Genomic DNA, 15,259 nt, shown 5'->3' with positions numbered 1-15,259 from the left:
CAAGAACCGCGCCAAGCACCACGACGTCGGAAAGACCGTGAAACGCGCCGATTCGATCAAGGAACACCAAGCACAGCGAGGTTAAACGCCAAGCTGAGATCCACCTTCGCTGCCGACGGAGGCGGCTTCTGGCCTTCGTCCTCACCCTCGGGCAGGTTGCTACGTACCCGCCTTCGAACAGGTCATGGCCGCGCCGCGTCGGCAACGGGCCCATCGGCTGCCCGCGTGCGCACCCGGACGCGGTGCTCGCTGACACGGCCTACTCCCCGCGTCAATCCCGATGCGGGGGTTGTGGCCGCCTGCCGACACATGCGACGACTGGTGGCCGTGCCGGACAACTGATGTGCCCGGCACGGCCACCTTGGTATTTGTGGTCAGCGGTTTGATCGCCGGAGGGTGGAGCTGTTCAACAGGTGGCCCCTGCTTAGCCGCTGGCCAGCGCTACCAGGCTCCAGGACTGGTTGGCGTGGCTGCCGAGACAGTCATAGATCCCCATCTGGGTGCCATTGCTGCCCTGCCATTCGGGTTCCTCCAGACAGCGTGCCGGGTTCTGGGCGGTCGCGGTTGCCGGGCTGGTGATCTGGCCGGTGGACGGGTTGTAGCGCCACTGTTGGGCTGCGGCGGTTGCAGCATTTGTGGTGGCCGACACACATGGGGCGAGCACCACCTTGGTGCCGTTGTCGATTGCGTTCCCCGCCAGTGTTACGCAGACCCCGCCAGCCTGGAGGGTGCCGTCGAATGCGAGCGTGAAGCGCTGGTTCGGTCCATCCCAACAGTTCCAGACGTCGACTGCGTGCCCGGCCGCCGGGCCGCCGTATGCATCCAGGCACGGGTTCGGGGCGTTGTTGGAGCTGATGTGGACGGCGGTGTTGGCGTAGCCCATGTCCACCGCATTCTGGAAGCCGGTCACCTGATTCGTCCCGGCGGTGGTGTTGGTTGTGGTGCCCTTCCAGACGGCGAATCGGCCGTTGTTGTCGATGGTCCACAGGTCAGGCAGTCCGTCTCCGTCAAGGTCGCCGGAGGAACCGATCTTCGGGTAGTTGGCTGCGGTGGTACCGCTCCCGTCCAGGATTAGGAAGCCGTTGGCGGGGGTTGCCAGCAGGCTGTAGTCGGGAGAGCTACCTCCGGTGATGGCATACGAGCGGACCTTGCCCGTCGCCTGCTCGCGAGCCCACAGGGTAGCTTGCGTGGTTCCAGCGGCCGGGCCGGGGTTGATCAAGTCGTAGCCGTTCCAGGCATTGTCGGCCGACAGCTTGCGGGCGCTCTGCAGAGTTCCCGCGGCGGTCGGCGTGTACAGCCACAGCGCACCGTTCTCGACAGTCAGCAGTGTGGTCTGGGAGATGGTGTACTTGGTGACCGTCTGCCCGGGGTTCTGGGGATCCGGCAGGGTGACCGGCTTCGTGACCTCCCCCGATGGGGTCCCCAATGCCAGGATTTGACTGGCCTGTGACCAGTCGGCAGCGCTGTAGTTCAGCGTGGAGCAATCGGTCGCCGGCGAGCCGTCGGCGTTGGAACAGGCTGTCGGCTTGGTGATGTCCACCGGGACGCCGTCGAAGTGGCCGTTCCCGTCGTTCTTGACCTTGTAGAGGTGCTTGGCCAGCTCACTTCCGCTGGTGGTGTTGTGGGCCAGGACATCATCGACGAAGCTACCGCGCTGGAGGCTGCCTCGATGCGTGACCTGGTAATTGGACCAGGTGGTGCCCTGGAAAAGTGGGTCCTGAGCGCCGGGGGCGGCGGCGGCCGGGGCGGCCGGGACGTTGCCAGGGTCGGTGTTGGCTTCCATGACCCGCAGGTTGCCGGTGCTGTCCGGGGTGAGGACGTCCGGCCGCCGGCTGCCGTTGACGTTGCCGAACACCGGGGTGGCGTTCTTGTTCCAGGGAGCATAGAAGGTGTACGAGCCGACCTGGCTGTAGTTGCCGGCGTTGTCCTGGGCCTGGAACCAGATGGTGTTGGTACCCCAGGTGCCGGGGCTGTACTGGAATGTTCCGCTGCTGCCTGTGACGACGCCTTCCCCGGAACCGCTCCCAGTGCCGCATCGCCAGCCAGTGACGCTCGCGTTGGTGGGGATAGTGGTCCAGCGGATGCAGGCGACGCCGGATGCACTGCCGCCGGTGGGTGCCGGGTCGGTTCCCGTTAGCGTGAAGGTGCCCGGGTGGGTCGGGTCGCTCGCAAAGAACTGCGGACTCGGGCTGGGCGTGCCGGACGGTGGGAAGTCGGCCGACGTGAGCGTGACCGATGGAGGGGTCTTGTCGACCCTGAAGTAGCACCCGTTGGTGTCGGGCGATGTCAGAGTGCCGTCCGTGGAGTTGGCCGTCCAGCCATATTGGTGGCCGTCAGCCAGCGAGCCGACTGGAAGGCTCAGAGTGTTCCAGGCTCCTGCCCATGCAGTGCTCTGCCAAAGTGACCAGTTTGCGTCATTGTCATCCCAGACATGGAATCCGGACTGAAGGTTCTGCCCGGCAGGAGACCAACTGCTGACCGACAGAGTGATGTTCTGGTTGGCACCGACCCAGCCGGGGTTGTCCCAGGGGTGACCGGTGCCTGGTGTCTGGCAGGGGTTGCTCAGATTCGGGTCGGACGCGAACCCGGGAGTCGGAGAAGTGACCGGGTTCCAGGTGCTGGGGGTGATGTCGTACCAGGTGGTGATGTGCGGGTTGTTGCTGAAATGGACGCGGTAGTACTGGTTGGTTTCGCTGTCCGGAATCAGCGCGAAGGTCCAGTCGGGGGCGTGTCCGGCGGCGAGCTGCTGGATCGTGGAGGTCACATCGAAGTTCAGGCCACCGGTGCCGGTGATCAGCGCCCCCGTGACCTTGCCGCAGTTGGACAGGTCGCTGTAGCAGGGCTGGCGGTTCCAGGTGGTGTCACCGTCGAACCGCGGAGTCGCGTACACGCCCATCGGTGTCTGGGTACCGGGCGAGGCCTGGCTCGTGACGTTGGTGTAGAGGGTCGAGTTGTAGACCGTGGGAGGCGCTGGGGCGCCGCTCTGCTGGTTCCAGATCGCGGAGTTGATTCCGATCTGGAAGTAGGCGCGGTAGCGCCCGTACCCGTGGCAGTCGGAGTATCCGCAGTATCCGGTGCCCAGCTCGTTCAGCGTGTTGACGTTCTTGGCGGTCGGGATGTTCTCCTGGACCTGGGCTGAGGACCAGATGCCGCTGTCGGCGCTGATCGTCGGGTCGAGGTACCACGGACCAGTGCCCTTGCCGAAGCTGGTCCGGTCCGGCATCAGGTCGATGCCGTTGTCAGTGGCCGTGATATTGATCGGAGCGACCACGGCGGTCTCGCCCGGAGCCTCCGACGTCGACGCTGGCGGGGCAGACGGTTCTCCGGCCGTACCTGCGCTCTTCGCCATCAGCCGTGGGGCCGCGGCGGGCGCGGCAGCCTTCGGGGCCGGCGAGATGCTCGAGTCCCACTGGAAGGGAGTGGGGGCATGCAATCGGACCGCGCCGTTGTCGTCGGTGAACGAAAGGTTGCCAGCCGAGTCCTGATGGGTGACCAGGCCGCTCAGATTTACAGAGAAGTGCAGTTTGGTCAGCGCGGGGTCGGCTGCGGCAGTGGCTGTGCGCACCACGATGACGTCCCGCCAGCCGCCGTCGGGACGGGCGGTGACTTGCAGGTCCACATCCGGGCCTAGAACGCCGCGGTAGGTGGCGGTGGAGCCATTGAGTTCAGGCTTGGGTAGCGTGAACGGGCTTCCGACGGTCAGCTTCTTTCCGTCGCCCGTAGTTGTGGTGGCCAGTACGCCGCTGCCGCCACCGGAGAGAGCGAGCGGCTGAGATGTGACGGCAGGGCTGATCGTGCCGTCCGGATTGGTGTGGAGTGTGGTGTCGATGGCGGTCCACCCCGTGCCGCGCTTCACCCGTACGGGTTGGGCGTAGCTGGTCGTGGCGAGTCGGCCGCCAGGGTCGACCGTGGTCTCGGTTGCCTCGGTGGTCAGTACGTCTACGGAAACCGGCTTCCCGGTTGACTTTGCCCTGCTTCGCGCATCGGCCACAGCCTTGGCCTGCGGGCTCGGGCTGGCTTGCGCGGTGGGTGTGGGAGCGGGGTTTGGGGCGGCGACACTCGTGCTGGGTACAGCGGCCAGCCCGACGCTGACGAGAGCGGCAGTGGTCAGGGTGAGCAGGTACCTGCTGCGCCGACGGGTCCTGAGGACCCGCGGTGTTGGGGTTGTTCTCATGCTGTGACGGGAGATCCCTCCGAAGTGGCCCGCGCGGGGTCGAGCGGGCATTCGAAGATGAACGATCGCGAGTGAAAAGCCGCAGGTCAAACTGCGTGCGACCTTGTGTGTAGTTGTCCGGAATGTCGCCCGCGCGCAGGTAAATGATCAGCAAAATGTGAGACCTTGATGAGGGCCACTCACCTCGACTCTCCGTCATCCCCCTAAGGTCCAAAGACGATCATCACATTTCCTTGTGACGGATCGTTCGATGAACCGACTTTGACAGGAGACTTGTGTGGGTACTTGGCGTGCCCGAATACGGTTCGGACGCTGGTCGGTGAGACGGCATCATCCATGGTTGGGAGGCCTGTCGGCACTTTTGGTGATCGTCGCCCTCGTTGCCGCACCATCCACCCAGGCCTGGGCGGATCGGCGGCCACACGGAAAAACCTGGGTGCCACCGAACACCCCCTTGGGCAAGCAGACCAGTTCGGTGGCAGGTGCGGACCTGCCGCCGGGCAAGGCCCAGCCGCCGGCTTTCCCCGTACCGCCGGACTGGCAGCCCTCCACCGCCGTGATGCCGACCGGTACCGCCGAAGTCACGATCGGTGCTGGTTCCCCGGAAGCGCAAGCGGCGGCCCGCGCCACAGGCGGCGCCTCGCCAGCCTCCAGTGGGCGCTCACCAGTTCGTGCGGGCTCCCTCCCGGTGTCTGTCGCGCCTTCGGCCGACGACTCGGGGGCCGCACACCGAGTGAAGGTGGAGGTCGTTGACCCGGCCATGGGTGCTGCAGCCGGCGTGGCCGGTCCCCTGATCTCGCTCACCGAAGGCGCGGGCGCCAGTTCCGGTGGCGAACGCAAGGTCACCGTCGACGTAGACCTCAAGACGCTGGGCGGCGGACTGTGGGCCGACCGAGCGCGGCTCGTGGCCATGCCTGCCTGCGTGCTGACCACTCCCGATCGTTCCGAATGCCGCACGCAGACTCCGGTCCGATCGACCGTGGACGCTCCCTCCGGCCAGGCCAGAGTGGACATCACGCTCCCTGCGGCTCCGGCAGGCCATGTCAAGTCCTCTGTGGGGGCCTCGGCTCCGAATGTCGTCCAGGCATCGCTACGCGGCGATGCCGGCGTCGTGCAAGCCGCCGATGCGGGCGCGGCGCCAGCGGTGCTGGCCGCCACCACGGACTCATCCGGGGCCGGCGGCACCTATGCGGCGACTCCGCTGACGTCCTCGATGGCGTGGAGTGGCGGATCCAACATGGGCAACTTCGCCTATTCATACCCGATCCAGCTGCCTGGCTGGCTGGGTGCCAAGCCTCCCGCGGTTGCACTCTCCTACGACTCGTCCGCAGTGGACGGTCTGACCTCGTCGACCAATGCGCAGGCGTCCTGGATCGGTGACGGCTGGAACTACTCGCCCGGTTTCATCGAGCGCTCCTACAAGCCGTGCGAAAGTGCCGGAATCAGCGGTTCGCACGACCTCTGCTGGGGTGGGCAGAACGCCAGCCTCACGCTGAATGGCCATTCGGGTGCCCTGGTGCGCGACGACTCTACGGGCGTCTGGCACCCACAGAGCGACGATGGCTCGAAGGTCGAACAGCTGACGGGAGCACCGAACGGGTTGAACAATGGCGAGTACTGGAGGGTCACCACGAGTGACGGCACTCAGTACTGGTTCGGCCTCAACCACCTGCCGGGCGGTGACGGGACCGACCCGGCCACCAACTCCGCCTGGGGAGAGCCGGTCTACGCGCCGAACAGCGGCGACCCGTGCAACTCGGCTGCCGGGAAGGACTCCTGGTGCTCCATGGGGTGGCGCTGGAACCTCGACTACATCGTGGACACCCACCAGAACCTGATCACCTACACATACGCGGCAGAGTCGAACAGCTACAACCGTGGCGGGGGTCAGAACGGAGGCAAGGGCACATCCACGTCCTATGTGCGTGGCGGGACTCCGGCCAAGATCGCCTGGGGCCAGCGACTGCCAGAGCAGGTAGCCGCACAGGGCTCCATTCGACCGGCCGCCCAACTGGTGTTCACCACCTCGGAGCGCTGCCTGCCGTCCGGGACGATCACCTGCGCCGACTCGCAGCGAACTACCGCGAACGCCTCGTCCTGGCCCGACGTGCCGCTGGACCAGGCCTGTGACGGCTCCTCGACCTGCACCAACAACGGGCCGTCCTACTTCACCACCAAGCGACTGACCAGCATCACCACCCAGGTGCTGGTGAACTCCGACTACCGCACGGTGGACAGCTGGAATCTGACTCACACCTTCCCCGACCCGGGCGACGGCACCAAGCCGTCCCTGTGGCTGGCCTCGATCCAGCGCACCGGATCCAATGGTCAGCCCAACGTCAGCACGCCCGCGGTGACCTTCACCGCGCGTGAATTGCCGAACCGGGTCGACGGATTGGTCCCGGCCGCGCCGATCTTCAACCGGCCGCGCATCCAGCAGATCACCACCGAGACTGGTGGACAGATCGACGTCCGCTACAGCCAGCCGGAGTGCTCCCGGGTCAACAACACCATGCCGCTCTCTGAGGATGGCAACAGCATGGCTTGTCGGCCGGTGAAGTGGTACCTGCCCGGCTCTTCGGCGACTACCCCGGTCAACGACTGGTTCAACAAGTATCTGGTCACCTCGGTCAGCGAGCAGGACACGGTGACTGGATCGGTGATCTCCGCGATCTCCTACACGTACAACGGCGGCGCGGCCTGGCACCGCAACGACGCAGAGCTGATCGACCCCAAGACTCGCACCTGGGACTCCTTCCGTGGCTACCAGTCGGTCGACACCGTCACTGGCAGCGGCTACACCGGCGAGGCCCCCAAAACGCAGCAACGGGTGACGTATCTGCGTGGTATGGACGGCGACGTCAAAGCGGACGGCAGCACGCGCAGCGTGACGGTCACCAGCCCGCTGGGCGACGTGGTCACCGACAGCAACTGGTTGGCCGGCCGCAAACTCGCGACTCAGGTCTACGACCAGGCCGGCGGAGCGGTGGTCTCCCTCAACGGCAGTACCTCCAACGGGGAGCAGGCCACCTCTACCCACAAGCAGTCCGGTCTGCCGGATCTGGTCGCACGGTATGCGTCCTCGCAGGTCACGGCTGTCACCAAGGAGAGGCTGGCCAGCGGCGACTGGCGAATCCAGACGAAGATCACTACTACCGACCCGTCGCGGGGCAACCGGGAGGTGCAGGTCGACGACAAGAGCGACGGCACCGCCGTCACCCCTGAGATCTGCACCACCACGTCTTACGCGAGCAGCCCGGGCAACCCGATGCTGCTCAGCCTGGCGAGCGAGGTACTGGCGGTGACCGGCCCGTGCGGCACGGCCGCCACAGGGGCCACCGTCGTCAGTAACGTACGCACTCTGTACGACAACCTGCCCTTCGGCCAGGCGGGCTCTTTGGCGGAGATCACTGGCGCACAGCAGCTGGACCACTACGACGGTTCCGGCAGGCCCGTGTTCGTCAACGCCGGACACAGCGGCTACGACGTCTACGGTCGGCCGACATCGTCGAGCGCCAACGACGGCTCCACCTATGACGACAAGGGCAACCAGCTCTCCGGCCCGGACCCAGCAGCGCCGGCGGCCACAACGACAATCGCGTATTCGCCGGCGACCGGCGCGCTGCCGATCACGACCACCTCCACCGGTCCGATGGGCTCCTCCTGGGCGACCACGGTGGTCCAGGACCCGGGCCGCAGCCTTCCGCTTGTGAGCACCGACGCCAACGGTCGCGCCACAACCCAGCAGTACGACGGCCTGGGCCGATTGACCGCCGTCTGGCTGCCGCAACAATCGACCAAGGCCAACCCCAACTACAAATACTCCTACGCAGTCAACGGCCTCACCGGCCCCTCGGTCGTGACCAGCCAAGCGCTGCGAGAGGACAGCACCTATTCCTACAAGACCGAGCTGTACGACGGCCTGGGTCGGCTTCGCCAGACCCAGAGCACCTCACCGGCTGCCGCCACCGGTCGACTGATCAGCGACACCGTCTACGACTCGCACGGCTGGGCGATCAAGAAGGCCTCCTCCTACTACGAGAAGAGCAGCTTCCCGAACAGCAATATCTTCCTCCCGCAGGACTCGCAGGTCCCGGCGCAGACCTGGCTCACCTACGACGGCCAGGGTCGGATTACCAACTCGGCTTTCGTCTCGTACGCGCAGCCGCAGTGGTCGACGACCACAAGCTACGCCGGGGTGGACCGAACCGATGTCACCCCGCCACAGGGCGGCATGCCGACCTCGATGTTCACCGACGCGCGCAAGCACGTGAGCGCGCTGTGGCAGTACCGCGGGCCAACACCGACCGGCAACGCCGCAGACGCCGATGTGACCAGCTACACCTACACGTCAGGCGGACAACCGGCTACCCGTACCGATTCGGCGGGCAATACCTGGTCGTACGACTACGACCTCAGAGGCCGTCAGATCGTGGCAACGGACCCCGACACCGGTACAACTCACACATACTATGACGTCAATTCGCGGGTAGACCACACCACTGACGCCAACGGCAACACCCTGGCCTACACCTACGACCTGCTGGGCCGTAAGACTGGGATGTACAACGGATCGGTCGCCCCGGCCAACCAGCTGGCTTCGTGGAGCTACGACACGTTGGCCAAGGGAAAGCCGACTGGCTCAACCCGCTACGTGGGTGGAGCCAACGGCGCCGCTTACACCAAGGCTGTCACCGGTTACGACACCGCGTACCGCCCGCAGGGCACGACGGTGACGATTCCGTCCACTGAGGGGGCGCTGGCCGGCACCTACACCACCAGCAAGACCTACAACAACATCCTGGGCACGGTGGCCACCGCCACCTCACCCGCCATGGGGGGCCTACCGGCCGAGACCGTCACCAACGTCTACGACACCACCGGCAACCTGCAGAACTCTGCGGGCAACGACACCCTGGTCCACGACGTCCAGTACGACGCGTTCGGTAACACCGTCCGTACCACGCTGGGCGACTACGGAACCCAGGTCGTGTCCACCCAGGTGTACGACCCGGCCACCGGGCATGTTGTGTCCTCGTTCCTGGACCGACAGGTCGGTACCACCTCGCTTGACCAGACCACCTACACCTACAACCCGGTCGGCCAGCTCACCTCGGTCACCGACCTGCAGAACGCCGCGGCCAGCGACCGTCAGTGCTTCACTTATGACTACCTGGGCCGACTGAGCCAGGCGTGGACCGACACCGGCACCGTCACCACGAAGCCTACTGGCACATGGACCGACTCGTCCGGTACCTCCTACGGCCCTGGAAGCGCCACCTCGGTGCCCGGCATCGGAGGATGCACCAACGCAAGTGGCCCTGTGACGAGCGGGACCTCGCCGAGCGTCGGTGGACCGGCGCCGTACTGGCAGTCCTACACATACGACGCGACCGGCAACCGGACCAGGCTCGTTCAGCACGACGTCACCGGAAATGCCGCCAATGACGTCACCACAACGCAGACGTTCGGCACCCAGGGCCAGCCCAACACCGGCTCCGGAGGCCCGCACGCCCTAATCTCCGCCACGACCAGCTCACCGAGCGGCGGCACAACCACCAGTACCTACCAGTACGACAAGTCTGGAAACACCACAGCCATCTTCGGCCCCGCAGGAACCACGAACCTGACGTGGACCGGCGAGAACAAACTGGCATCGGTGGCTTCTCAACAGAAGGGATCAGCGGCAGACACCACCTACCTCTACGACGCCGACGGCAACCTGCTGCTTCGCTACAACCAGGGTGCAACCACGCTGCTGTTCGGGGCGGATGAGCTCACGCTCAACACCGCCACCAAGGCGATGTCGGACGTCCGCTACTACCCCTCGCCCGGTGGCCTAGCCATCACCAGGATCACGACCAGCACTGGCGGCGGGACGCTCGTCTACCAGGCCTCCGATCCGCACGGCACGGCCAGTGTTCAGATCGGCACCGACCCTGACCAGACCGTCGTCCGCCGCCCGATGGATCCGTTCGGCAACCAGCGCGGCAACCAGCCTGCACCGGGCAGCTGGCTCGGATTGCGAGCCTTCGTCGGCGGCACCCTGGACCCTGCCACCGGACTGGTGAACCTGGGCGCCCGTGAGTACCAGCCGTCCACGGGCAGGTTCCTCAACCCCGATCCACTACTCAAACTCGACGCGCCGCAGCAGTGGAACGGATACGCCTACTGCGACAACGACCCGGTCAACCGAACCGACCCCACAGGCCTGAGCTGGTTCAACGACTTTCCCAAGCAGATCGAAAAAGCGGTCTCGGAGGTCTGGAGCTTCGCAAGCGAGGTCGTGGCGAAGTACAGCCCGGCTCACGACTTTATCACTGAGAGTTTCGCGATGAAGCTCAGGGTCTCGCAGCCTTTCGGGGGCGGAAAGGTCACCACTGATCTCTCGTACCTTGGAAAGGGGATCGACCCCGAGAACTTCATCCCCGGGGCGGCGAAGGGAAAGAATGAGGGAAACCTCAAGGTCAACGGGAAGGCCGACCTCATTTACTGGACGGAAACTACGGTCTACATCTGGGATACCAAGAACGCAGGAGGACCGGCCGAGAAGGCTGGCGAAGAAGAGGTGAAGACCTATGTCAAGTACCTGAAGGCGAAGCTGGAGGCCGCCGGTGACCACCGGAACGTCGAAGTCGGCTTTGACTTGGGGTCCTTCGCTGGCATCAACCCCTACCGGCCCACCGAATGGGTATCGGCGCGATCGTCAACCGTGAGCAAGGGCGTCCTTGCATACAAGATCTACGACGCTCCCTCGGGGCCGCTCGGGCTCACTCCGAAGCCCGCGCCGGTTCCCGCGCCAGCACCGAATAAGCTGCCGGTTCCGAACCCGTCTCCTGGGCCCGCGCCGAACCCGAACCCGGCGCCGCCGGGTACGATCCTCGATCCGCCGGGCCCTGACCTTACGCCGGGGTTCGAGCTCAAGATGCCTCACGTCAGCGTCAGTACGATCGGAGTCGCCATAGCTGGCACCATTGCGATGATCCTCACCGGAGGAGCAGCCTCAGCTGCTGAGTAGCTATACATCGAGACACGACGTCCCTGGTGAGCCGACTTCACCCAAAGTCCACACACTGGACCAGGCGCCTCGTAGCATGCGGCGAGGCAGTCGTGCAGAACAATGCGAATGGACCAAGTATGAACCTCCTGCTGCGACGTGTAGACAACGACGTCGCTCACCTGAGCCCTGATGAGGTTCTGGAGCGCTATCCGAGCAGGCTCTCCTCCGACCAGTGCCGCGAAGGCGAGGCGAGTGGCGAGCTGTTCGACCTCGAAGAGATGTGGTTGTACCTGGAGAAGTCTCTCCGCCAGTACTCGGCGACGAGCCTTAGTGACGTCATCACAGGTGGGGACCTCGTAGGCCAGTTCCCGGATGATGAGACCACCCTGGTCTTCGTCTCCCCGGAGCGTACCGCCGCCGCCTTCACCGCGCTGGCGGCTCTCGATCCGGATGATCTCCGTAGTCGGATCGCGGCCGTGCTCGCCGAGAACGTCAACGGGGAACTACCGCCAGGGCTCCTGGATGACGTTATCTCCCGGATGGCGGAGGTCACGGAGCTCTTCCGGCGGGCCGCGCAGTCCAAGCAAGGCATTCTGAAGAGCGTCTACCTCTGATCCAACGACGTCGAAGCCTGCTGCGACACGGTCGCGGCAGGCTTCGGCGTGTCGGCGCCTACAGTTTTGGCAACAGGGCTTCGCCCGTGGGGAATCGATCGAGTGGAGATCGAGGCCGGGCTGGTCCGTAGTAGTCGGTCTGCTCTGTCGGCGGCGACCGAACCACTTTTCACCTGTCGCCGACAACCCTACCCCCGTGCATCAGGATTCTCTTCAGACTCGGCCTGTGCTGTCGGGGTGGCCCGATACCTTTCACCCCATGACGCTGCTGCCCGTTCGACCGATCGCCAATCAGCTGCGCGCGATGCTGCAGGGGAGGGGTGATCAGGGGCATAGGACCTTGTCCCAGCCTTCGGTCGAGAACACCGCCGTCCTCCCTCTCGGGCCTCCAGTCGGATAATGGGTGGAGCTTCGATGATGGTGATGACAGGGTGAGGCGCATGCCGCCCGCCGTCGAACAGCTGCTCAGTGAACTGCACGCCACTTTGAAACTGCGCAAGCGTCCGGAGGACGTTGTCCTTGCCGGAAACCTCATCCGCCCTGTTCAGGCTGCATGTCGGTATTCGTGGAGGAGGCCGCCGAGTCGGTCGGTTCGGCGCATGTTGAGGCGGGCGATCTGCTCCGGGTTGTCGATCGGTGCGGGAAGGGGGCGGAGGGGTCGGGCGTTCGCGATGCCCTGGTGTGGCCTGTGGTCGTTGTAGAACCTCTCGAACTCGCGTAGCGGGTGCAGGAGGTGGCGCTGGTCCCAGATCAGCGTGCGGTCCAGCAGTTCTCGCCGGCAGGTCTGCACCCACCTTTCCATGATGGAGTTCATCCTCGGCATGCGGACTCCGCTGAGCACGACCTGGATACCTGCGTCGGCGAGGACGGCGTCGAACAGTTCGGGGAACTTCCCGTCCCGGTCCCGGAGCATGTAGCGCGCCCGGCAGCCGGCGTCCTCGAGGTCCATGACGAGGTTCTTCGCCGCCTGCGCCACCCAGGACGCGGTCGGATGAGCGGGTGCGCCCAGGATCCGGATCCGTCGGGTTGCGTGCTCGATCACCGCGAGCACATGCAGTCGGGCTTCGGACAGGGTGACCGTTTCGAATAAGTCGCAGGCGAGGAGTGCGTTCGCTTGGGAGCGCAGGAAGTCGGCCCAGGTGCTGGAGACGCGCTCGGGTGACGGCGGGATGCCGGCCTCCTTCAGAATCTGCCAGACCGTGGACGCGGCGACCTTGATGCCGAGGACGAGCAGTTCGCCGTGCAGGCGCCGGTAGCCCCATGCCGGATTCTCGGCGGCCAGACGCAGGACCAGGGCGCGGATGGAGCGTACGGTGCGCGGTCGGCCTGGGCGCTTGGGCCGGGACCGGGCGGCGTGGCGGCGGGCGACCAGGTCGCGGTGCCATCGAAGAACGGTGTCCGGCCGCACCGGCAACCGCATCCGATGCAGCACCTGCGTCGGCAGACCTCGCAGCAGTGCCGCCAGGAACGCCCGGTCGCTTGTTTTGAACCGTACCCGCTGTCCGTTCAGTTGCCGCTGTAGCACGGTGATCTGATGGCGCAGGGTCAGGATTTCCATGTCCTTCTCGCGGTCGCTCATCGGTAGTAGCCGCAGCATCGCGAACGCGTTCGTGACGGCCAGGTAGGTCAGTCACAGCAGCACGGTCGATCATCATGCCGCGGATGTCGTCGGCTCTGCCAGAGCGCTGGCTCTACTGGAGAGGTCGACACCAGTGAACTCTCGCGCAGTGCCTCTTACCAGGGCGGATGAGGTTATCGGCAAGGGCAACGCTGCCGTGCTCAGGCGCGTGCCTGGCCAGACCCAGAGGTTGCCGCGGTCGCGCTGGCGCTGGTCAGTGAGTAGGAGGCCGGCCAGGACGGTGAACGGGCCGGGGCGGCCGTCGTCTTCGGTGGGGGTGAGGCCGTCGATGTGGGGGGCGCCGGGATGGTGCAGGTGTGGCGGCAGGGTGAGCGCCAGCTGCGCGACCTCCGGGGCCGGCAAGGCGAGGTCGGGCCGCAGAAACGCGCGGACGGCGTTGCCGATGCCGCTTTCCTCGTAGAGGGCGCGCAGGTCGGCGTGGTCGGCGAGGGCCGGCCACAGGAAGTACGGGCCGGTGCGGCCGGGCTCGGGCGGCTGGGCCGCAACGTGCGGGTCGCCGGCAACACCGGTGCCCGAACAGCCATGAGCACCGAGGAGCACCCCACCCAGGCGCTCACCGATCTCACCGTCCTGCAGTGGCACTTCGGGCGGATCGAGGGTCTGCGGGTGCTCTACCTGGGCGAGGGCAACAACACCGCCACCGCGTTCTCCCTCGCGCTCAGCCGCTTCCCCGGCACCGAGCTCCACCTGCGCACCCCCGCCGGCTACGGGCTCCCGACGGACTACCTGGACCGGGCCGGCGAACTCGCCGCCGGAAACGGTGCGTTGGTCACCGAGCGGCACGACCTGGCCCACCTGCCCGACCGGGTCGACGTCGTCTACACGACCCGCTGGCAGACCACCGGAACCAGCAAGCCCGACCCGAACTGGCGGGAGGTCTTCGCGCCCTTCCAGGTCAACGCCGAGCTGATGGCCCGCTACCCGGCGGCGGTCTTCATGCACGACCTGCCCGCCGACCGCGGCGAGGAGGTCACCGCCGATGTGCTCGACGGCGCGTCCAGCATCGCGTTCTGGCAGGCCGGTCACAAGCTGCACAGCGCCATGGCGGTGCTCGAGTGGTGCCTGCGCGGTCGGGGCGAGCCGGCCGGCCGGGCGTGAGCGTCGCCGCCCCGGTCGCCGGTCAGGTCACCGCGGCCGGGGTGCCACGGCGGCGGAGCCGTGCGCACCGCGGGCGGCCAGCCTGCGGGCGACCCCGTCCGAGAGCAGCAGCACGGCGGCGGTCACCAGCGCGGCCATGTGTTCGTAACCCGCCAACGACGGGTCCACCGCCGTGATCGCGGCCGTCAGCAGCACCACGCCCAGCGCGGTCCAGCGCGCCCCGAACCGCCAGGCGACCAGCAGGCCCAGCCCGATCACGGCCACCGACGGCCCGGTGTCCCGGACCTGGGCGAATGCGGCGGGCAGGTGGAGCAGGTGGCCGGGCGGCCGGGACACCCCGAAGCGCGCGTAGCAGGTGCCCACCAGCGAGCAGGTGTACCCGACGGCGAGCGTGCGCCACGGGCCGAGGGTCAGCTCGGCGATCGCGAAGACCACGAACACCTGGGCCAGCGCCCCCCAGACCGGCAGGTCCAGGGCCGGCACGAATATCGAGAGCGGGAAGCGCAGCAGCGCGACGTCCCACGGCTCGTTGGCCCGGACCTCGCCTATCCGGGAGACGAAGGCCGCCCCGCTCGGGAACTCGTCGACCGCCGCGAACAGCAGCACCAGGCAGCTGGAGACCACGGCGAGAGTCAGTGCGGCGGGGCCCCTGGCCCGCAGCCGGGCGTGCGCCCGGCGGTAGAGCAGGCCCCACTCGCGCTCGGCCGCGCGCCGGATGTCGGGATTGTTCACGA

6 protein-coding genes and 1 pseudogene are annotated in these 15,259 nt (G+C 66.4%); 3 read left to right on the top strand and 4 right to left on the bottom strand.

Annotated elements, in window-relative coordinates:
- Positions 1–424 precede the first annotated feature (424 nt).
- On the bottom strand, positions 425–3,856 hold the full coding sequence (locus tag ACZ3UD_RS33750; RefSeq protein WP_465596544.1) for a ricin-type beta-trefoil lectin domain protein: 3,432 nt from the start codon (positions 3,854–3,856) through the stop codon (positions 425–427).
- Positions 3,857–4,628: 772 nt separating this feature from the next.
- Here ACZ3UD_RS33750 and ACZ3UD_RS33745 point away from each other — a divergent pair.
- Both ACZ3UD_RS33745 and ACZ3UD_RS33740 read left to right on the top strand, forming a co-directional pair.
- Positions 4,629–11,192 (top strand): RHS repeat domain-containing protein, encoded by a 6,564-nt coding sequence (locus ACZ3UD_RS33745; RefSeq protein ID WP_465596541.1) that lies wholly within the window; start codon positions 4,629–4,631, stop codon positions 11,190–11,192.
- 119 nt (positions 11,193–11,311) lie between these two features.
- On the top strand, positions 11,312–11,788 hold the full coding sequence (locus ACZ3UD_RS33740; RefSeq protein ID WP_465596538.1) for a DUF1877 family protein: 477 nt from the start codon (positions 11,312–11,314) through the stop codon (positions 11,786–11,788).
- A 544-nt stretch (positions 11,789–12,332) separates the two neighbouring features.
- Here ACZ3UD_RS33740 and ACZ3UD_RS33735 read toward each other — a convergent pair.
- Both ACZ3UD_RS33735 and ACZ3UD_RS33730 read right to left on the bottom strand, forming a co-directional pair.
- Positions 12,333–13,367 carry an integrase core domain-containing protein gene (locus ACZ3UD_RS33735; protein ID WP_465596535.1) on the bottom strand — a complete coding sequence of 345 codons (1,035 nt, stop codon included), beginning with the start codon at positions 13,365–13,367 and terminating at the stop codon, positions 12,333–12,335.
- A gap of 72 nt (positions 13,368–13,439) precedes the next feature.
- Entirely contained in the window at positions 13,440–13,967 is a 528-nt protein-coding gene (locus tag ACZ3UD_RS33730) for a hypothetical protein (RefSeq protein WP_465596553.1), read from the bottom strand.
- Here ACZ3UD_RS33730 and ACZ3UD_RS33725 point away from each other — a divergent pair.
- Positions 13,947–14,525: pseudogene (locus tag ACZ3UD_RS33725) on the top strand (ornithine carbamoyltransferase); the annotation flags it as partial. The gene ACZ3UD_RS33730 and the pseudogene ACZ3UD_RS33725 overlap by 21 nt on opposite strands.
- Positions 14,526–14,552: 27 nt before the next feature.
- Here ACZ3UD_RS33725 and ACZ3UD_RS33720 read toward each other — a convergent pair.
- Positions 14,553–15,257 (bottom strand): hypothetical protein, encoded by a 705-nt coding sequence (locus tag ACZ3UD_RS33720; RefSeq protein ID WP_465596532.1) that lies wholly within the window; start codon positions 15,255–15,257, stop codon positions 14,553–14,555.
- Positions 15,258–15,259: the final 2 nt, after the last annotated feature.

This window comes from Kitasatospora sp. NPDC023118, assembly GCF_055560875.1.
Note: the sequence above shows the minus strand (reverse complement) of the source record. Positions and strands in the feature narration are given on the sequence as shown.